The sequence below is a fragment of the Vibrio sp. 10N.247.311.13 genome (genome assembly GCF_041467595.1).
Taxonomy (GTDB): Bacteria; Pseudomonadota; Gammaproteobacteria; order Enterobacterales; family Vibrionaceae; genus Vibrio; species Vibrio crassostreae_C.
On the sequence record NZ_JBFSUX010000014.1, the window covers coordinates 17,286 to 36,968 of the forward strand.

At 44.5% G+C, this 19,683-nt stretch carries 16 protein-coding genes and 2 pseudogenes; 14 read left to right on the plus strand and 4 right to left on the minus strand.

Annotated features, from left to right (window positions below; all coding sequences use genetic code 11):
- Window positions 1–114: 114 nt before the first annotated feature.
- Together AB6E52_RS08315 and pflB are read left to right on the plus strand one after the other, a co-directional pair.
- Complete coding sequence (locus AB6E52_RS08315) at window positions 115–459, plus strand: multidrug efflux SMR transporter (RefSeq protein ID WP_017061635.1); 345 nt, start codon at window positions 115–117, stop codon at window positions 457–459.
- Window positions 460–691: 232 nt separating this feature from the next.
- On the plus strand, window positions 692–2,989 hold the full coding sequence (gene pflB, locus AB6E52_RS08320) for a formate C-acetyltransferase (protein ID WP_102320868.1): 2,298 nt from the start codon (window positions 692–694) through the stop codon (window positions 2,987–2,989).
- Between the two features lie 444 nt (window positions 2,990–3,433).
- On the opposite strand, the gene AB6E52_RS08325 is transcribed toward pflB, so the two are convergent.
- Together AB6E52_RS08325 and AB6E52_RS08330 are read right to left on the minus strand one after the other, a co-directional pair.
- Complete coding sequence (locus AB6E52_RS08325) at window positions 3,434–3,949, minus strand: DUF3299 domain-containing protein (protein ID WP_102320869.1); 516 nt, start codon at window positions 3,947–3,949, stop codon at window positions 3,434–3,436.
- 116 nt (window positions 3,950–4,065) lie between these two features.
- Window positions 4,066–4,887, minus strand: coding sequence for a DUF4437 domain-containing protein (locus tag AB6E52_RS08330; RefSeq protein WP_102320870.1), 822 nt, complete (start codon window positions 4,885–4,887; stop codon window positions 4,066–4,068).
- 136 nt (window positions 4,888–5,023) lie between these two features.
- Between AB6E52_RS08330 and AB6E52_RS08335 the strand changes: the two genes are divergently transcribed.
- The 5 genes from AB6E52_RS08335 (at window position 5,024) to folM (ending at window position 9,418) form a co-directional block, all read left to right on the plus strand.
- Entirely contained in the window at window positions 5,024–5,977 is a 954-nt protein-coding gene (locus AB6E52_RS08335) for a LysR family transcriptional regulator (protein WP_102320871.1), read from the plus strand.
- Window positions 5,978–7,082: 1,105 nt separating this feature from the next.
- On the plus strand, window positions 7,083–7,580 hold the full coding sequence (gene folK, locus AB6E52_RS08340; RefSeq protein WP_102320872.1) for a 2-amino-4-hydroxy-6-hydroxymethyldihydropteridine diphosphokinase: 498 nt from the start codon (window positions 7,083–7,085) through the stop codon (window positions 7,578–7,580).
- Window positions 7,581–7,677: 97 nt separating this feature from the next.
- Window positions 7,678–8,049 carry a dihydroneopterin triphosphate 2'-epimerase gene (gene folX, locus AB6E52_RS08345; RefSeq protein WP_102320873.1) on the plus strand — a complete coding sequence of 124 codons (372 nt, stop codon included), beginning with the start codon at window positions 7,678–7,680 and terminating at the stop codon, window positions 8,047–8,049.
- A gap of 17 nt (window positions 8,050–8,066) precedes the next feature.
- On the plus strand, window positions 8,067–8,705 hold the full coding sequence (folE, locus tag AB6E52_RS08350) for a GTP cyclohydrolase I FolE (RefSeq protein WP_102320874.1): 639 nt from the start codon (window positions 8,067–8,069) through the stop codon (window positions 8,703–8,705).
- On the plus strand, window positions 8,702–9,418 hold the full coding sequence (gene folM, locus AB6E52_RS08355; protein ID WP_102320875.1) for a dihydromonapterin reductase: 717 nt from the start codon (window positions 8,702–8,704) through the stop codon (window positions 9,416–9,418). Before folE ends, folM begins: the two co-directional genes overlap by 4 nt.
- A gap of 104 nt (window positions 9,419–9,522) precedes the next feature.
- Here the strand turns inward: folM and AB6E52_RS08360 are convergent, their stop codons facing one another.
- Window positions 9,523–10,443 carry a helix-turn-helix domain-containing protein gene (locus AB6E52_RS08360; RefSeq protein ID WP_017067657.1) on the minus strand — a complete coding sequence of 307 codons (921 nt, stop codon included), beginning with the start codon at window positions 10,441–10,443 and terminating at the stop codon, window positions 9,523–9,525.
- A gap of 200 nt (window positions 10,444–10,643) precedes the next feature.
- Here AB6E52_RS08360 and AB6E52_RS08365 point away from each other — a divergent pair, with 200 nt between their 5' ends.
- Genes AB6E52_RS08365 through eat form a run of 3 tightly spaced genes read left to right on the plus strand, consistent with a single transcriptional unit; the run spans window position 10,644 to window position 14,340 of the window.
- On the plus strand, window positions 10,644–12,056 hold the full coding sequence (locus AB6E52_RS08365) for an ethanolamine ammonia-lyase subunit EutB (protein WP_102320876.1): 1,413 nt from the start codon (window positions 10,644–10,646) through the stop codon (window positions 12,054–12,056).
- Window positions 12,049–12,918 carry an ethanolamine ammonia-lyase subunit EutC gene (gene eutC / locus AB6E52_RS08370; protein ID WP_017067008.1) on the plus strand — a complete coding sequence of 290 codons (870 nt, stop codon included), beginning with the start codon at window positions 12,049–12,051 and terminating at the stop codon, window positions 12,916–12,918. Before AB6E52_RS08365 ends, eutC begins: the two co-directional genes overlap by 8 nt.
- A 24-nt stretch (window positions 12,919–12,942) precedes the next feature.
- Complete coding sequence (eat, locus tag AB6E52_RS08375; protein ID WP_102320877.1) at window positions 12,943–14,340, plus strand: ethanolamine permease; 1,398 nt, start codon at window positions 12,943–12,945, stop codon at window positions 14,338–14,340.
- A 408-nt stretch (window positions 14,341–14,748) separates the two neighbouring features.
- Here the strand turns inward: eat and mpaA are convergent, their stop codons facing one another.
- Window positions 14,749–15,456 carry a murein tripeptide amidase MpaA gene (mpaA, locus tag AB6E52_RS08380; RefSeq protein WP_102320878.1) on the minus strand — a complete coding sequence of 236 codons (708 nt, stop codon included), beginning with the start codon at window positions 15,454–15,456 and terminating at the stop codon, window positions 14,749–14,751.
- Window positions 15,457–15,600: 144 nt separating this feature from the next.
- Here mpaA and AB6E52_RS08385 point away from each other — a divergent pair, with 144 nt between their 5' ends.
- From AB6E52_RS08385 to AB6E52_RS08400, 4 genes and pseudogenes are all read left to right on the plus strand, one after another.
- Complete coding sequence (locus tag AB6E52_RS08385) at window positions 15,601–17,226, plus strand: ABC transporter substrate-binding protein (protein WP_102320879.1); 1,626 nt, start codon at window positions 15,601–15,603, stop codon at window positions 17,224–17,226.
- A gap of 159 nt (window positions 17,227–17,385) precedes the next feature.
- Window positions 17,386–17,681: pseudogene (locus AB6E52_RS08390) on the plus strand (LysR family transcriptional regulator); the annotation flags it as partial.
- A 10-nt stretch (window positions 17,682–17,691) separates the two neighbouring features.
- Window positions 17,692–17,915: pseudogene (locus AB6E52_RS08395) on the plus strand (GGDEF domain-containing protein); the annotation flags it as partial.
- A gap of 208 nt (window positions 17,916–18,123) precedes the next feature.
- On the plus strand, window positions 18,124–19,629 hold the full coding sequence (locus tag AB6E52_RS08400; RefSeq protein ID WP_102320880.1) for a bifunctional diguanylate cyclase/phosphodiesterase: 1,506 nt from the start codon (window positions 18,124–18,126) through the stop codon (window positions 19,627–19,629).
- Window positions 19,630–19,683 lie beyond the last annotated feature (54 nt).

Consider the following 19,683-nt stretch of genomic DNA (forward strand, 5'->3'; position numbering starts at 1 on the left):
ATCACATTTAAGAATTTTTAAGGTACGTCATAATAATTGCTTACTGAAAATCACATGAATTGGAAATAAAACTACAATATTCTGAGCGCCGTATTTAATGTTGTGGACTCATACATGCTTTTATCTCTTCCGCCTCCAGTGATGCTGTCACTTGCCATCGTGCTTGAAGTTGTCGCGACTTCTTTATTGCCTAAAACGCAGCAATTTACTTCCCTTCCTGCGACCGCCGCAGTACTCGTCGGTTATGGCTTTGCTTTTTATCTGTTGTCTCTCACGGTTCAAACCATGTCTTTGGGTGTGGCGTATGCGATTTGGTGTGGCGCAGGGATAGTGTTGGTCGCGGCGTTGTCTTGGTTGGTCTACGGGCAAAAGCTAGACATCTACGCGATCATTGGCATCGCTTTGATTCTGTCTGGTGTGGTGGTCATTAACCTGTTTTCAACGTCGGTGAGTCACTAAGAGTCTATTTCCTACTTCTGAAGGAACAAACTAATTGGAATCTAGAGTAGTTAGCCTTCAACTTAAGGTATTGAATATAATATAGTAATTCCAATAAATGCATTTTGTGCATGTATTTTATGAAAACAGCTCACTTTACTCATAGATTGGTCGGTTTAGTATAGCCAGCAGAAACCAATGATTATAAATAATCATAGATATTATCTGTTTATCAATAACTTAGGGGGTCATTATGACTATTCCGACAACCGATATGATGGAAGCTTGGGCGGGATTTCAAGCTGGCGAGTGGCAAACATCCGTTAATGCACGTGATTTTATTCAGCGAAACTACACCCCTTATGAAGGTGATGAATCTTTTCTTGCGGACGTGTCGGACTCGACGACACAGCTATGGGAATCGGTGCTAGAGGGTATTAAAGAAGAAAGCCGCACTCATGCCCCTGTCGATTTTGATACTGATATCGTTTCCACTATCACCTCACACGATGCAGGTTACATTGCAAAAAACCTCGAAAAAATCGTGGGTCTACAAACCGATAAACCACTGAAACGCGGCATCATCGCTAATGGTGGTATTCGAATGGTGAAAACGTCGTGCGAAGTGTACGGTCGTGAATTAGAGCCACAAATCGAAAAGATCTTCACTGAGTACCGCAAAACGCATAACCAAGTAGCGTTCGATCTTTATACTGACGAAATTAAAGCATGTCGCCGTTCTGGTATTATTACTGGTCTGCCGGATGCTTATGGTCGTGGACGCATTATCGGCGACTACCGTCGTCTTGCTTTGTACGGTATCGACTTCCTAAAATTAGACAAAAATGAGCAATTCAAATCGACTCAGAAGATGCTTGAAACGGGTGGTGATTTAGATAAGACATTGCGTCTACGTGAAGAGCTTACTGATCAAATTCGTGCCCTTGATGAAATGCGAGAAATGGGTTTGAAGTACGGCATTGATATGTCTTCTCCTGCTCGTACTGCGCAAGAAGCAATCCAATTTACCTATTTTGGCTACTTAGCTGCGGTTAAGTCTCAAAATGGTGCTGCGATGTCGCTAGGCCGCACATCAACCTTCCTAGATGTTTACATCGAACGTGACCTTAAACTTGGTCTGATTGATGAAAAACAAGCGCAAGAGTTGATTGACCATTTCATCATGAAGCTTCGTATGGTTCGTTTCCTTCGCACTCCTGAATATGATTCATTGTTCTCTGGCGACCCAATTTGGGCAACAGAAGCAATGGCTGGTATGGGCGTTGATGGTCGTACTCTTGTTAGCAAAACGACTTTCCGCTACTTGCACACATTGCACACGATGGGCCCAGCACCAGAGCCGAACATGACGGTTCTATGGTCTGAACAACTGCCTATCGCGTTTAAACAATACGCGGCTAAAGTGTCTATCGAAACCTCATCACTTCAGTATGAGAACGATGATCTAATGCGTGCGGATTTTGATAACGACGATTACGCGATTGCGTGTTGTGTGAGCCCGCAAGTGGTTGGCCAACATATGCAATTCTTTGGTGCTCGTGCAAACCTTGCCAAAGCGTTGCTTTACACCATTAACGGTGGTGTTGATGAAAAATCTAACATGCAGGTTGGTCCTCAAGTTGCTCGTATCGAAGATGAAGTTCTCGATTTTGACCGCTTAATGCCTCGCTTTGATGACATGATGGATTGGCTTGCAACGCAATACGTCACTGCGCTGAACGTGATCCATTACTCGCATGACCGTTACAGCTATGAAGCATCGTTAATGGCATTAATGGATCGCGATGTTCATCGCACAATGGCTTGTGGTATTGCAGGGTTGTCGGTTGTTGCTGACTCGTTAGCGGCTATCAAATACGCGAAGGTAACACCAGTACGTAACGAAGATGGCATCGCTGTCGACTTTGAGATTGAAGGCGAATATCCAAAATTTGGCAACAACGATTCACGTGTCGATGATATTGCTTGTGATTTGGTTGAACGTTTTATGAAGAAAATTCAGAAAAGGAACACCTACCGTGAAGCGGTTCCAACTCAATCTATCCTTACGATTACTTCAAACGTTGTATATGGTAAAAAAACCGGTAACACGCCTGATGGTCGCCGCGCTGGTATGCCATTTGGCCCGGGCGCAAACCCAATGCACGGTCGTGATGAGAAAGGGGCGGTGGCTTCACTTTCTTCAGTTGCCAAACTGCCATTCGAGTTCGCTAAAGATGGTATCTCTTACACCTTCTCAATCGTACCAAATGCACTAGGTAAAGATGACCTAAGCCAAAAAGTGAACCTAGCAGCACTAATGGATGGTTACTTCCACCACGAGGAAAGTGCAGGATCGATTCGTATTGAGGGTGGGCAACATCTTAACGTGAACGTGCTTAACCGTGACATGTTGTTGGATGCCGTCGAACATCCAGAAAAATACCCACAGTTAACCATCCGAGTCTCGGGTTACGCAGTACGATTCAACTCGCTAACACGTGAGCAGCAACAAGATGTAATTAGCCGTACGTTTACTGCTAAGATCTAACCGTAAACTTCAAGTTATACGGTCCTAAAAAGCGCGAGAATGACATCCGTCTCTCGCGCTTTTTTGTGCGTCGAGTATGGCGGTAATCATGTTGTTGGACGTCGCGTTGTCTTGGCTGGTATATGGGCAAAACCGATATTTACACGGTGATTGGTATCGCTTTGATTCTTTCGGGTGTGCTGATCATTCACCTGTTTTTTATGTTGATAAGGTCGCTTCGGGACAAGAACACCTTAGTGCTACGACTCTAAAACGTTTGTGCCCCATTCCAATTCGGGATGCATGTCTGTCACACTTCAAGGCTAGCCATTTGGCCTACATTTTCTAACCAGTGCAGTGTCTAGTGAAGTGCGGGCTAACCAAATGGCTCTTTCCTTAGTTGTTCACTACCAGATCATTGGTTTGGGTCACCCGCAGCCCTATAGAGTCTCTAGTTTTACTAGATCACACTTTGTTATATATCTCTAAGCTCGCACCTTCAATGGAATAGCCTGACTCGACCCCTATGTCATCAGAAATTACTGTTTCTGTTTTCAAGGTTCCTGTGATGTAAACGATATCCCAAAGGTCTTTAGTTGGAGTCCCTTCTTCAAACTTGACGTAAATAATCTGGTTTGGAGGTGGTGGTGGAACGTGAATACACGCACCATAAAAGGGAACCAAAAGAAACTCAGAGATTGACTCTGAGTCCCCTTCTAATGGAATCACGAAACCCGGTATTTTGACGTTGCTGCCATTCAGTTCTGGACGAACACTTCCCACTAGAGCCTGCTGAGCAACATTCGCACTATGGTCAAGGGCAGCAAGGGTTTCATCGCTGACGCGTGCACGTTCGCTTTCTGGGATCAGATCAAGCCACTCAATTTCTACCGTATTTTCATCGCGCACTTGGTTTGCTGCAAAAGAGGCAGAGCTGAATGTCACCATGATCAAAGAAGCGATGAACAATATGTGTTTCATATATTAACCTTTGTATTGTACATAACCCTTGTGCTGCACAGATTTGCGCGTCGATGGAAATTGCCACCGGTTTAAGGGGGATTAAGCCGATGGCGAGGGACAAAGCGAGCTAGGGCTTATTTCACTTGGTACTTGCTGTTAGTACGGATGTAGATTGTTGCCTCAGAGTCCCCCGTGTTGGTGATGTTATGAGAGAACTTGCCCTCAGATTCCACGTAGCTTCCCGGGTTTAAAGTAAGATTGCTGCTTTGTTCTTTTGAGTTGTACTCAATCGAGCCTGCAATCACAACGGCGCGGAACTCACTTGCGTCCGTGGTGATTTTTCCTTCAAAGCCGGCAGGCAGTTTGATCATTGAACCACCCATGTCAGAAGTGCTACCCCAAACATACGTTGATTGAACACCGTCTACTTTGATATCGTGAAGATCACTGCTGTTTAGCCACACGATATTGTCTTTATGCAAGTTTAGAGGACGTTCGCCATTATCGAACTTCTCTTCAGATGGTTGAACTAGATATGGACCCGCATCAATCTCAAGGTAGATTAGGTTTGTTTCACCGTTTGCGGCAGTGGTGTGGTCTTCACCTGCTGGTTGCGTCCAGAACGAGCCTGTTGGCATCCACATCTTTTCTGATGTTGGATCGTCATTATGCATTTGACCTTCAATGACCACACCGCGGTACGTGATGTTATGAATGTGCGGTGGTGACTCAAAACCCTTGTTAAAGCGTACCAACATACCTGTTGCGGTATCCGTTGTACGGTCACCCCAAAGGTCCGCAGCTCCCGGGCTAAGTACGCCGCGCAAAGGGTTTAGATAACCCCACTCAATATCGTTTACCGCGACAACTTTTGAAGAACCTTCATCGGCAAAAGAAGGTGTAGTAAGTAGCGTTGCGGCTAGTGCTAATGTCGATGCTTTAAATAATGATTTCATAGTAATGTCTCTGCTGTATTTGCTTGAGGTGAATATTATTCAAAATTATTCATTCGATAAACGGGCTAATTTTTAATACACTTTCCTTAAATCGTGGATAATAAAACTGACCATTCGAGTAGTGAAGAGTGTAGTGATGAAAATTTCAGATTTACAGGTTTTGTTGAAAGTTGCTGAGCTTCAATCGATTACAGCCGCGGCGAATCAACTTGATATGAGCTCTTCTGCTGCAAGTGTGTCATTAAAACGGATAGAGCAAGAGTTAGGAGCCGAGTTATTTGTTCGAACGACGCGAAAGATGCGCATGACCCCAGAGGGTGAGCGGTATCTACCTTTGTGCCAACAAGCATTGGATTTGTTGCAACAAGGGCAGGTGTTGGTCAATGAAGAGCAGCAATCCATCAGTGGGGAAGTTCGTATCGCGGTGTCTTCTGAGATGGGGCGCAACCTGATGCGCGTTTTGCTTAATGATGTAATGGACAAGCATCAAGACCTGTCATTGAGGCTCCATGTGAGTGATAGCCGAACCGATTTTTACCGCGATGGGGTCGATGTGGCGTTACGAGCTATGACTAAAGGTGCCGCGCAAGAATCCAACTTGTATGGATTTAAGATCTGCGATATCCCTCATGTTCTATGCGCTTCTCCTGATTATATTGAAAATCACGGTCGACCTTTGGTTCCTGATGATTTATATCAACATAAAGCCTTGCTCTACAAACTGTACGAAGTCGTGCACGACGGTTGGGATCTTTATCATGGTGATCAAAAATACAGAATAAAAATGAACAGTGATCGAGCTGTGAATGATGGTGATATTGTTCGTCGGTGGTGTATTGATGGGGTGGGGATAGCGAAGAAATCCGCTATTGATGTCGGTGAAGATTTACTCGCGGGCCGATTAGAGAGGATATTAGTTAATAGCGATATACCACTGACCGAAATGTGGCTGATATTACCGAGTCGTCAGTTGATCTCTCCAGCGATTCGATTAATACGTGATGAGCTAAAAGTCAGGATTCACCAGCTTCGCGACAACTTGCTTGAGCAAGGGTTGATTGAAACTCGTGAATGGCCGCTGGATAACTAGCTATGGTCGCCAATAATTGTTCTAGAGACAAGCTAAACCAGCGTTTGCCATACTTCAGTTAATTCGTCTTTCCCTAATTTAGCAAAAGTGCTAACTCAGAAATGTCCGTGCGACCTGAAGTCGTATGAAGCGTTGTTCACCACGAAGAGTGAACCATCTGTACCACCAGATGCCCCTAAGAGCCTGAATAAAGCAGCGGCTCTGACAATGTAACGAAGCTTGGTCGTTAAACTGAGCGGGAACGGAATCGTGAGAGGACGTTTCTCCTGACAACCACAAGTTGGGTGAGTGCTAGGGGGTCAATATGATGAATGTAATGTGAATCCATTTAAGGCGCGTTATATGATGAAGCAGCGGAAGTGGTTAATACGCTGTAGCCAAAAGGCAACGAGAGTCGGAAAGAGATTGGACATTACTCTTTCGTGGTCATTGCACTCTCCGCACCATTGTGGGCATCTAAGTTGACATTTTACGCGACATACGGAACAGGGTAAGCCTGTATATCTCCCTATGGGAAAGCAGCCTGTGAAGGTTGCCGATAGGTATGCAGGTAAAGGAGGTTAGAAAAAGCGAATGCTACTTTGTAATGAAGTAGATACAGGTTTATATCTGGCGCGAAAGCGAGCTGACTTCTAACTGGTCTCCCGTTGCGAGATAGCTTGAAGAACTTTATTAAAGAAGAAAAGCAAATGATGATTTCGAATGAAATTAGTGCGTCTTCTGACAACGAACCGTGGTTTCTTATTCATCAAGTGGTCATTGGGTCAGTTTTAAAGCTTTGAGTGTGTATCGCAAAGGTAATTTTGTTACTGGGTGCTTAACGGTGCCTTTGTGGAGGCTTGAGCCGTATGCAGTGAAAGTTGCACGTACGGTTCTGAGGAGGGAGGCACCTGGTAACAGGTGCCGCCTATCCGACAGAGCCTTCATAAGCTGAATTTTTACTCGTGGTACTTCCTAGTTCAAAAGTCCTCCTTTCCGACTCAGACCCGAACTCTATATGAGTTGTCGGGAGATTTTCTTTTACCCTCCCTACATCAAACGGATCCATAGCTGATCTTCCTAGCGACTTACAACGTAAGAGGTTAGCTAAAAGGGAGAAAACAATATGTCCACCGTCTATGTCAGCATCGGAAGCAACATTAACCGCGAACATCACATCACAGAATCTCTCAAAGCATTGAATAGTCACTTTGCACCTCTGAACATTTCTAATTTCTACGATTGTGAGCCTGTTGGTTTTGAAGGGGACAACTTCCTAAACCTAGTCGCAGGGTTTGAATGTGACCTTTCTATCGCTGAACTGGCTAAGGTTCTGCATCAAATCGAATTAGAAAATGACCGCAAGCGAGAAACTAAAGAATATGCCTCGCGCACGATGGATATCGATATCCTTCTTTACGGTAACGAAGTAGGCATTATTGATGGAGTAGAGCTGCCTCGAGGTGAAATCACCGAGTACGCTTTTGTGCTTCGACCGTTAGTTGATGTTGCCGCGCAAGAACTTCATCCCACTCTAGATATCTCTTTTCAGCATCTCTGGAACAACTTCGATCAGCTGAGTCAGAAAACCGAACTTATACCGTTCGAGGTCAGCTTCACTTAGTCCCTGTAACTGCTTTAAACAGAACGCTTGAGCTTTATTGATCTTTTCCTCTAATAGGCACGTAACTCACTCTACCTTCTAAGGATCGGAAACTGTTATGAATCACAATGCGATTATCACCATCACAAATCTCAGATTAAGAACCTTCATCGGCTTCAACGAAGAAGAAAAAACCAAGCAGCAAGACATCGTCATAAATGCGGAGATCCATTATCCCGCGAACAACCTTTGCCTCTCTGATGATGTGGAGAACGCACTTAACTACAAAAATATCTGCAAAAAAATTATTGAACATGTTGAATCTGGACGGTTTCTGCTTTTAGAAAAGTTAACCAGCGACGTACTCGGTATTTGTATCGACCATTCATGGGTCCAATACGCTCAGGTGAGAATTGACAAGCCTCATGCTCTACGTTTCGCCGATTCCGTCTCGCTCACCCTGAGCTATGAAGCAGAACTTGAAGATTAACTCATAAGGAGAGAGTCATGCTGAATACAGAAGCCGAAAAAGTAAGAGAAGCTTTGCTCGCAAAAGGACTTGAAACCCCGATGACATCGAGCGAAATGAACCCCGACCAGAAGTACAACCGCATCAAAGGGCTTTTGACGGAAGTTGTCAGTACGCTCGGGCTGGATTTAACCGATGACAGTCTCGCTGAAACACCTCATCGCATTGCAAAGATGTACGTTCACGAGATATTTTCAGGGCTCGACTACAATAACTTCCCCAAAATTAGTGTTATCGACAACAAAATGTCAGTTGATGAAATGGTTAAGGTATCGGATATAGATTTAACTTCGACGTGCGAACATCACTTCATCACCATCGATGGTTTAGCACAAGTGGCTTATATCCCAGAATCCAAGATTCTTGGGCTATCTAAAATAAACCGTATTGTTCGATTCTTTGCTCAGCGTCCGCAGGTTCAAGAACGCCTTACACAGCAAATCCTGGTCGCGATACAGACTCTAGTCGAAACAGAAAATGTGGCTGTGACGATTAAAGCAACTCACTACTGCGTTAAATCGAGAGGCGTTATGGACGCTAACTCTGAAACCACCACAACCGCGCTTGGTGGCAGTTTCAAAACTAACCCTCAAACTAGAGCTGAGTTTTTACGATGAGTGAAACGATTCTAATAACTGGAGTGGGGAAGCGTTTAGGATTCGCTCTGGCGCAGCAACTTATATCTGACGGATACAAAGTCGTTGGCACTTACCGAAGCGACTATCCCCAGCTGAAAATACTGCGCGACAGTGGAGCCGACTTGCAACAGGTAGATTTTTATCAACAAAGTAGCTTAGAGGGTTTTTTGCATTATGTTGGTCAAGAATATAAGGCGATTCGAGCCATCATCCATAACGCTTCCGACTGGAAGCCTGAGAACAAGACAAACCCCAGTGAAAATGCATCACAAATCATGCACCAGATGATGACGATTCACGCCACCGTGCCTTATCTGGTTAATTTAATGCTCAAAGACCAACTAATGTCTGGCGATAAAACGTCGGACATCATCCACATCAGTGATTACGTTGCGGAAAAAGGCAGTAAAAAACACATCGCTTACGCGGCCAGTAAAGCCGCACTCAACAACTTGACGCTGTCGTTCTCAGCGATGCTGGCTCCCAAGGTGAAAGTCAATACTCTCTCTCCTGCCATGATAAAATTCAATGAACATGATGACGAGGCGTACAAAACCAAAGCTCTGAAAAAAGCACTGATTCCCTCAGAGGCAGGCTTTGAAGAAGTGATAGATGGCATTAAGTTTGTTTTGGCTAGTCACTATATGACAGGAAGGACTTTGCACCTTGATGGCGGCAGGCACTTGAAGTGAAGTTCATGCGTTGTGATCTTGAGGCAGGATAGTCAACTAATCTATTCGTCTTTCATATCGTCTAACTACATTTTTTTAAGTTGTCCCTCGACACTTTTTGGGTTTTAGACATTAGAACGTGTTTGCATGGGCGACTCACCAAACAACTGCTTGTAGCTTTGGCAAAAATATCCCAGATGAAAAAAACCAAAGTCAAAGGCGATTTCATTGATGCACCGTTGTTCGCTCGGATTTTGCAGAATGCGCCGTACCTGGTTGAGACGTACATTTTGTATAAATTGTTTTGGTGATATGTCACAACAGGACTCAAAGGTGTATTGCAGCGTACGGCGACTGACATAAACCGCATCGCACAGTTCAGACACGGTGACGGGCTTACGGTACTGCGAGTTATCTAGGTACTGCCTAATTCGACGCATTGTGTTCTCACGCTGTGAGGCATTGGTTTTTTGCATATTTTGATTAGACGATTGAGCGAACAATTCGACCAACATATCTTGAACAATGGATTGATGAGTTTGAAAAGACCAGCGAGATTGACTCGGGGAGAGTAGTAAGCTCAAGTAAGCTTTTATTTGTTGGGTGTAGTGTTGAGAGCAACCAAGAAAGTGGCTCTTGCTGTTTAATGATTCAATCTCTAGCTGTTGCTGAATCATTTCAACCAGTGAAGGGCTTATGACTAACCCATAAATAGAAAAGGTTTCTGGCGTAAGTAGCTCAAAATCCGCCCCAGCCTCACGGATCAAAATACTATCAGGATTACCTTGTGCGTAATTGATGTGTAAAGGTCTATCGTTAGCACTGATCCCTAACCAAATCCCTTCATTAATACGACATTGCTGCTTGAGTTTTCGGTTGCTGTCTTCTCGAAATAGGTGCACGTGAGAAAATTTTCGTTCACGGATCTGACCTAGAAAACTTCCTTGACTCAGTTGGTCATATTCTTGCTGCCAGTTAAAGAGGCTGGCTGCCTGCTGATTTGCATCAAATGTGTTGAATGTGCACAAATTAGGTGCATAACGCATCAATTCTTCATCCTTTCTCATCATTCCATGACCTACCCATGTGACCCATATTAGTACAGTTTGTCTTTAAGTTTATGTTTATTAATGCTTTTTTATGTTTGCCGATTCTTGATATTCATTCGGTTCAAAAATCGCTTAATTACTCATATATACAAAAGGTTATTGAGCAAGAACTGAACCAGTTTATGAAGAGGGAATTTATGACAGCAGCTTATCGCCGACAACAAGGGCACCTGGTTTTTAACTTTGAGTCGTTAGCAGATCTGATGGCAAAGGCTACGCCAGAGCGTTCAGGGGATGTTTTGGCTGGTGTATCTGCGACTTCTGCTGCAGAGCGTGTTGTAGCTCAGATGACACTGGCAGACTTGCCCCTAAAGACGTTTTTAAATGAAGCGGTGATCCCTTATGAAAGTGATGAAGTTACTCGTTTAATCATTGATAGCCATGATAGAGAGGCGTTTAAAGCGATTGATCACCTTACAGTGGGAGACTTTCGGAACTGGCTGCTAAGTGATGAAGCCGATAGTCTCACGCTTGCAAAGCTGCGTCCTGGTTTAACTCCAGAAATGGTGGCTGCAGTGAGTAAGATCATGCGTAATCAGGATTTGATCCAAGTCGCCAAAAAATGTCGGGTAGTGACTGCGTTTCGTAACACCATTGGCTTGCCTAGTCGTTTATCCACCCGTTTACAGCCCAATCATCCAACCGATTCTCTCAATGGCATTGCCGCCAGTATTTTTGATGGTTTGATGTATGGCAATGGTGATGCTGTGATCGGCATTAATCCCGCAACAGATAATGTACCACAGGCAATTAAGTTGATGAATCTGATGGAAGAGGTCATTCAACACTACCAGATCCCGACCCAATCTTGCGTATTAACCCATGTTACAAACACGATTGAAGCGATTGAGATGGGCGCTCCGGTGGATCTCGTCTTTCAATCTATTGGTGGCACTCAAGGTACGAACGACACCTTTGGTATTAACCTTTCGATCCTTAAAGAAGCAAACGAAGCGGCGCTTTCGCTGAACCGAGGCACCGTTGGAAGTAACGTCATGTACTTTGAGACAGGGCAAGGAACATCTCTCTCTGCCAATGCTTTTCATGGTGTGGACCAACAAACTTGTGAGACACGGGCTTATGCCGTAGCGCGTCATTTTAATCCATTGTTGGTTAATACCGTGGTCGGCTTTATCGGCCCTGAATATCTCTTTGATGGAAAACAGATTATTCGAGCAGGGCTTGAGGACCATTTTTGTGGCAAATTGCTTGGCCTGCCGATGGGGTGTGATATCTGCTATACCAACCATGCCTATGCCGATCAAAATGATATGGATAACTTACTGACATTGCTCGGTGTCGCTGAGTGCTCGTTCATTATGGGGATTCCGGGTTCCGATGACATCATGCTCAATTATCAAACAACCTCGTTTCATGATGCACTTTATGCACGCAAGGTGTTGGGTTTAAAACCTGCGCCGGAGTTTGAGGAGTGGCTAACTCAGATGCAGATTTTTGATGATGTAAAAGATGTGCGCCTAAATGAACGACTCTCCGGCTCATTTGCTGGCGCTCTAGCACAACTTAATGGAGACCCCGCACATGGGTAAGGTGGTCTCTATGGCAAAACATTCTGCTTCTAAGTTGGTAACTCAAAACCCTTGGCACGAGCTTAAAGGTTTTACATCGGCACGTATTGCACTGGGTCGAAGTGGAAATAGCGTTCCAACTAAAGAGTTGCTTTCATTTCAACTCGACCATGCACAGGCGATGGATGCCGTTCATTGTGCTTTAGATGTGGATTCATTGGTTGAGCTCATCGCTCAATCAAACTCGGTCATTCAACACACTTCTCAGGCACCAATTAAGGCGCACAGCAAAGCGACAGACAGATTCATGTATTTGCAAAGGCCGGATCTTGGTCGTGAGCTTGATGACGTCTGTTGGAATCAGTTGCAAGCCGTTCTTCATTCAGAGTCTCCCCCGTTTGATCTCGCGATAGTAGTGGCTGATGGCTTGTCTTCAATTGCCATTCAAAATCATGCAAATCCAGTCATTGAGCATCTGCTTTCTTTATTAGGGGAAGACGAAGTGCCGTGGCATGTTGCTCCTATTACTGTTGTGAGGCAGGGCCGAGTGGCAATAGGAGATGATGTTTGCGAGTGCTTACAAGCCAAGATGGTGGTGGTTTTGATTGGTGAACGCCCGGGACTGACCTCTCCAGATAGCATGGGTATGTACCTGACTTGGCAGGCAAGAAGAGGAGCAAAAGACTCTGATAGGAACTGCATTTCTAATATTCGCCCACAGGGGTTGGCTTATGAAGATGCGTGTAAGCGAGCGGTATACCTATTGAAGGAAGCTCGTCGGCTAGAGCTTTCTGGGGTCAACCTTAAAGACCGTTCGAGTATCGAGGAAGAAGGTGGTGAGCAGTTAGAAGACAAGCACACAGGCAATTTTTTAATTGGATAAAAGACAAAAATAGAGGGATTTACAATGTCAGAACATCAGGAATATTTGGCGCAAAGACAACTTAAAAGGGGCACTGCTGGGTGGATTTTGCTAGCAGGGTTAGGCGTTTCATACGTGATCTCTGGTGACTTTGCAGGCTGGAACTTTGGTATCGGTCAAGCTGGTTGGGGAGGCTTTCTTATTGCTGCAATTGCTATGGCGGTGATGTACTTTACCCTTGTCCTTTCTTTGGCGGAGATGTCTGCGGCTATTCCCGCTGCAGGAGGTGGCTATAGTTTTGCTCGACAAGCCATGGGACCAACGGGGGGATTTTTTACCGGCTTATCCGTCTTAATTGAGTATGCCCTTGCACCTGCCGCGATTGTCATTTTTATTGGCTCAGCGGTGAATGAACTAATGGGTATCGATGGTCCTCTTGTTTACGCGATCTTTTATGCCATCTTTATCGGTATTCATATGGCAGGGGTGGGAGAAGCTCTGAAAGTCATGATGGTCATCAGTGGGTTAGCCGTACTAGCAATTCTTATGACAGCAGGCGTATTGGTTAGTGAGTTTGATGCTAATAATCTGTTTGATATCGCTCCTGCAACCGCACAAGCCACAGAACTACTTCCTTTTGGTTGGTATGGTGTATGGGCGGCACTACCGTTTGCAATGTGGCTTTTTCTTGCGGTAGAAGGGGTTCCATTGGCTGCTGAAGAGGCGAAAAACCCGGCCAAGGATGTACCCAAAGGCATTATCGGCGCAATGCTATTCTTACTGGTCACCGCTACCTTAGTCGTTCTGCTGCTTGCGGGCGCTGTGGGTTCTGAAGCGATTGCGAATAGCGCCGTTCCTCTAGTCGATGCATTGAAGTTGACCGGTAATCCAACCGTTGCAACGGCTGTTAATATACTAGGACTTGCAGGACTTATTGCTTCATTCTTCTCGATTATCTACGGTTATAGCCGCTTGGTGTTTGCATTGTCTCGTGCGGGTTACTTGCCTCAAAGCTTGTCGCTTACAAACCAAAACAAAGTGCCTGCTCGTGCTTTAGTGGTGCCGGGTGTGTTTGGTTTTGCTGTGTCATTGACCGGAGAAGGCGACCTGATCTTGGCGATGGCGGTAGTGGGGGCGACAGTGTCTTATGCATTAATGTCGCTTAGTCATATATTGTTGCGTATCAAGCAACCAGAGCTTCACCGTCCATACAAAACACCGGGTGGCATGCTGACTTCCGGCACTTCACTAGTGCTGTCGCTTATTGCAATGACGGGTGTTTATGCTTTTGACCCATCTGCATTCTTTATGACTATGGGACTCTTTGTGATTGGTGGTGCTTATTATGGTCTATATAGCCGTAATAAATTGGTCGCATCGACCGCTGAGGAAGAGTTTGAGATGCTGTCGGTTGCAGAGAAAGAGCTTGAGGCTACTAATTAGATTCAATTTCTAATGGTATTTAAGGCTCTAGTGCTTTGCAGGAGCCTTTATTACACTACTTGTAGTAACTTGCGTGTAAACCCCAATCGCCATCACCTCTAACGATAAATATTAATTTAGAAATAGTGCCGTTTTAGGATCATTTTCTTGGAACGTTTTTGTCCAGACACTTGTCATGATTTTTTATAACGAGTTAGATTCATAGCGACGAGCCCCGAAGTTCATTGATAGTGAAGTTTTCATCGCGCTAATCATGTCGATTGCCTTTCTCTAAAGATAAGTTGAAATGATGCAAAGGAAGAATTCGGCATAGATTATGAATGGGATTGATTCAGTAGACGGAATATATGATTCACTAGTAATTAGAATGAATTACTGTTCGCATGTGTATATGTAGCCTACTCCAGACTAATTTCCCTCACACCCCAACACTGCCACAAACGCATCCAAATACTTCTCTATAGTTAAATCCGCAGAAACTGGCGGAAGTTCTACGGTAATGCATGGCAGGTTTCTTTCCTGACACCATGTGCCGAATGAGCCTGGGGTTTCGTAATCCACGTCTTCAACGAGCGGTAGGTTGAATTGTTTGCTTAGCCAAGTGGCAAGCTCCGATTGGGTTGGGTCATCGACCATGGCGAGAGGTTCGTGGAAAGAGATGACGAATTTTGGCTTACGCTGTTCAATGAGTGTGATGAGGGACTGCACTTCAGGTTCGAGCTGGTTGGCTTGGCCGGTTTTCACTTTTACATCTCTGACTGGTGTGTGGGAGCTCCAGCGATAGACAGTGCCGTTTGCTGTCCAATTTTGAGTTGGGAAGGCACGGTTCAGGTCGACTTGGTTTGCGTTGGCACGTGTTCCTAATTGATTGCCATCTGGGTTCATAGACAGAATCACATCGTGTCGCAAGTTGGCGGCTGGCAAGCTTCTCAGCGCACAAGATAATCCCGCAATAGAAGCGGTTTCATCACCGTGTGTGCCTGCTAAGATCAGCCCGCGAGACTCGCTTTCTATTTGCGCGGGGAAATAGAGCAAAGGCGCACCCAACACTGATTTTCCATATGACAGCGGCTTTATTGAAAATGCAGCTCTTTCCGTTCTTGGAATTAAACTCACCTTAATCTCCTGATTGATCAAGTACTATCAAGTATTAACGATTACACAAACTTACTTAAATAAACTAAAGCGTTAAAACTCGTCAACAGTCGCATTGTTAATTTTATTACTTGCTTCAAAGATAGGCTAGGAGAGCAAAAACATATGGATTTTAAGAAACATTCAACGGCTTTACTCATTTCATCTCTATTGACCCCTTTTATCTCAGTAACTGCCGTTGCTGACACATTGCCTGCGGGAACTTCTCTGGCGAAAGAACAACATTTAGTTCGTGCTAACGATGCAGAAGCGGCGACGCTTGACCCTGCGAAAGCAGAAGGCCTGCCAGAAATGCACATTCTACGTGACCTATTTGAAGGTTTAGTGATTCAAGATCGCGATGGCAATATCACCCCAGGTGTTGCACAGTCTTGGGAAACCGAAGACAACCAGACGTTTGTATTCCACCTACGTAAAGACGCGAAATGGTCGAATGGCGATCCGGTGACGGCCGATGATTTCGTGTATGCGATAAGACGCGCGGTCGATCCTAAAACGGCATCGCCGAATGTTTGGTATCTCAAGCTTACTCAAATCAACAACATTGCTGACGTAGCCGAAGGCAAAAAGCCCGTTGAAGAGTTAGGTATCTCTGCAGTCGATAAACACACGGTGAAATTCGAACTCGATAGTAAAGTGCCTTACTTTGTGGCGATGACAGGCCACACATCCATGATGCCAGTGCACAAAGCAACCCTAGAAAGTAGTGACAAGCCGTGGAGCGATCCTAAGCAATTTGTTGGTAATGGTGCATTCGTACTAGATGAGTGGGTGGTGAACGAGCGCATTGAGCTTAAGAAGAACCCGACGTACTGGGACAGTTCAGATACCCACTTAACCGAAGTAACTTATATTCCGTTTGAGAATCAGAATGCCTCGATTAACCGTTATGCGGTGGGCGAGGTCGATATTACTTCGGACGTGCCTACACACATGGCGCAGCAGCTTAAAAGCAAATATCAAGATGCGTTTACCACAGTGCCTCTGTTGTGTACTTACTACTACGCATTCAATACTACGCGACCACCTTTTGATGATGCGCGAGTACGTAAAGCTGTCTCTTATTCTATGATGCGTGACGTTATCACCAATGGTGTGACTCAGGTGGGCAACTTACCGGCTTATACCTTTGCTCATGAGTACACGGCTGGTTTTGATGCGACACAACCTGAATACAGTACTTGGACTCAAAAGGAACGTGATCAAAAAGCAAAAGAGCTGCTGAAAGAAGCGGGCTACGATGCGTCTAACCCGTTGGATTTCAAACTGCTTTACAACACCAGCGAATCGAACAAGTCGATTGCAGTGGCGATTGCATCAATGCTGAAAGGCAACTTAGGCGCACAAGTTGAACTAGAAAACCAAGAATGGAAGTCTTACCTAGTATCACGTCGCCAAGGTGATTTTGATGTGATGCGCGCGTCTTGGTGTGGTGACTACAATGAAGCATCAACCTTCTTGAGCCTATTGCGCTCTGGTTCTTCGGGTAACTTTGCTCGTTACAATAACGACAAGTACGACGCAGCAATGGACAGCGCCTTAGCTGCAACCAGTGAACAAGATCGCCAAGGTTTCTATGATCAAGCAGAACAGTTGTTGGCAGAAGATATGCCGATCGCACCAATTTACTACTACATGCAGGCTCGCCTAGTGCGACCAAGTGTCGGTGGTTTTGCTAAGAACAATGTAGAAGGGCGTATCTACTCTAAAGATCTCTACATCAAAGAGTAATTGATCTTCTGACATATCAAAAAAACCTGAAATAGAGAAAAGGGACGTTGATCATAAATATCTGATCAACGTCCCTTCGTCATTAATCTGTAACGGTAAGCGCAAAAAACTGAAACCTGATTGAAGTATTTTTCACTTTTATTTCAATCAGGTGAAGCCATGTTACCCCCTCTACGTGCCCTTGTTGCGTTCGAAGCTGTTGCCCGCCTCGGTTCTATTGGCGAGGCTGCCCGAGAGCTTTGTGTCACGCAAGCGGCGGTTAGCCAACAGCTCAAAAGTTTAGAAACCTTCCTCGCCTGCCATCTTTTTATCAAAAATACCCTTTTATCAGGCTCGATATTCAGCTGGTGGACTGGCCATCAACCAATCCTTGTCAGAATGTCGATATCGAACTAACCAACGGCAAGGTCGAAAGCGAAGACACCCATAGTGAGCGACTGTTTCAGGAGCATAGGTAACTGGTGTGCAGCCCTTTCAGAGAAATTACGCTCAGCAATTCAGAAGATCAAACTTGAGCAACAACCAACTCTAACAATTAAGTCTAGTTTTGGTATTAGCTTGCTATCAGAAAAGGAAAAGTGGAAAGACTGTGCGATCGCGCGCTTTATCAAGCAAAGCTAAAAGGACGAAATACAATTGTGATTGAAGAGTCATACCCGGCATCAACAAAAGCGATCGGCAGCTCTTAGTTTGACTAAGAGCCAACATCCACACAAATTATTTTTGGCATGTTTAGCCCTAAAAGGCTTTCGTCGTGCAAAGTGATGACGAAAATCGGTAAATAAAAGTCAAAAATAAAAACGCGAGCGGTAGATTGCGATTTATGTTGGTGCTACGTTATGAGCAATTTATAACATATAAGTCATGACACATTAGACTGAGAGATAGCAGCTAACGATGAACAAGACAAAAAGATATCCGGCCAGCATAGTATTCAGCTACCTAATACTTTCATCTTTATGGGTTTTATTTTCTGATCTCGCGGTTGAATCATTATCAAATGACTTGCGTGAACATGCCTTAGCACAGACAGTCAAAGGTCTGGTATTTATCATTCTAACGTCTGCTCTGTTATGGGTAATGGTTCGGAAAAATAATCGCGATTTAGAGAGCGCCAACGATCTTGATAGTGTCACCGGACTTCATAGCCCTTCAGTCTTTTATCGATATTTAAATAAAAGACTGAAAAATTCTCAAGCCAGTGACCATTATGTCCTCTTCTTATTAGACATTGATAACTTCAAATCTGTCGCTGACCAGATCGGATTCGAGAATACTAATTCATTTTTAAAAGATATCGCACGATCTATTGAACTTCCTATAGAGCATCAACCGCTTTCATCACGAGTGCACTCAGATGGCTTCGCGTGCTTGGTTAAACTCAACCACACGGAGCATATTGAATCCTACATTGCCCTCGTACATCGTAGATTTAACCAGTGTGCTTATCGTTATGATATCCACGCCACTTGTTGTATTGGCGCTGCTCTATTCCCCTCGGATGGGAATAATGCCAAGCAACTCATGGCATCTGCTACCCACGCCTTAACTGAAGCAAAGAAAAGCAAGGACACGATTGAATTTCATGACCCAAAACTCACTGAGCTTGAACGTCAACGTCAAGAAATGGTGCAAGAATTACGTAAAGCGATTGATGACAAAGCGATTGATATTGTGTTTCAGCCTAAATTCAACATTGAAAGTAGACTCGTCGCAGGTGTGGAGGTGTTGTCTCGTTGGACGCATGAGCGCTATGGTGTCGTTTCACCGGATATCTTTGTCGCGCTAGCAGAAGAGAATTATTTTTGTCGTGATTTGACTACGTTAGTTCTAGAGAAGACTGCGTCACAACTTAGGGCTAATGGCTTGCTAGGGAATGAGCTTAATAGTGTCTCGGTCAATATTTCAGCGGTAGAGCTAAATAGCGTTGATGACATGAACCATCTGGACGAATATCTACGAAAGGATCCCGAGTTTGCTCGCTTACTTTGTCTGGAAATCACTGAAACCGCTATTTTGAAAGATATAGATCAGTGTGCAATCGCTGTTCAGAAGTTAAAAAAACAAGGGGTGTCCTTTTCGATAGATGATTTTGGTGTTGGCTACACGTCTTTTGGTATATTTAGCAAATTGGATGTAGATGAAATCAAAGTCGATCGCAGTTACATCAGTGGGTTAGAAGATGATTATCGTTCTAGAGCTATAACGTCTGGTATCATTGATATAGCGCGAGGGTTTGGCATTAGTGTTGTGGCTGAAGGGGTTGAAAATGCTCAACAACTGTCAATTTTGAAAACGTTAAATTGCGAACAAGGCCAAGGTTATTATCTGGGCTACCCGATGCCATATAAGCAGTTGAAAGAAAGTCTCACCTCTGAAATAGAACCATGTTCAACAACATAACTTAATACTTTTTCATCTAGGCTACAGAGATACAGATGACTTGTATCGAGAAGG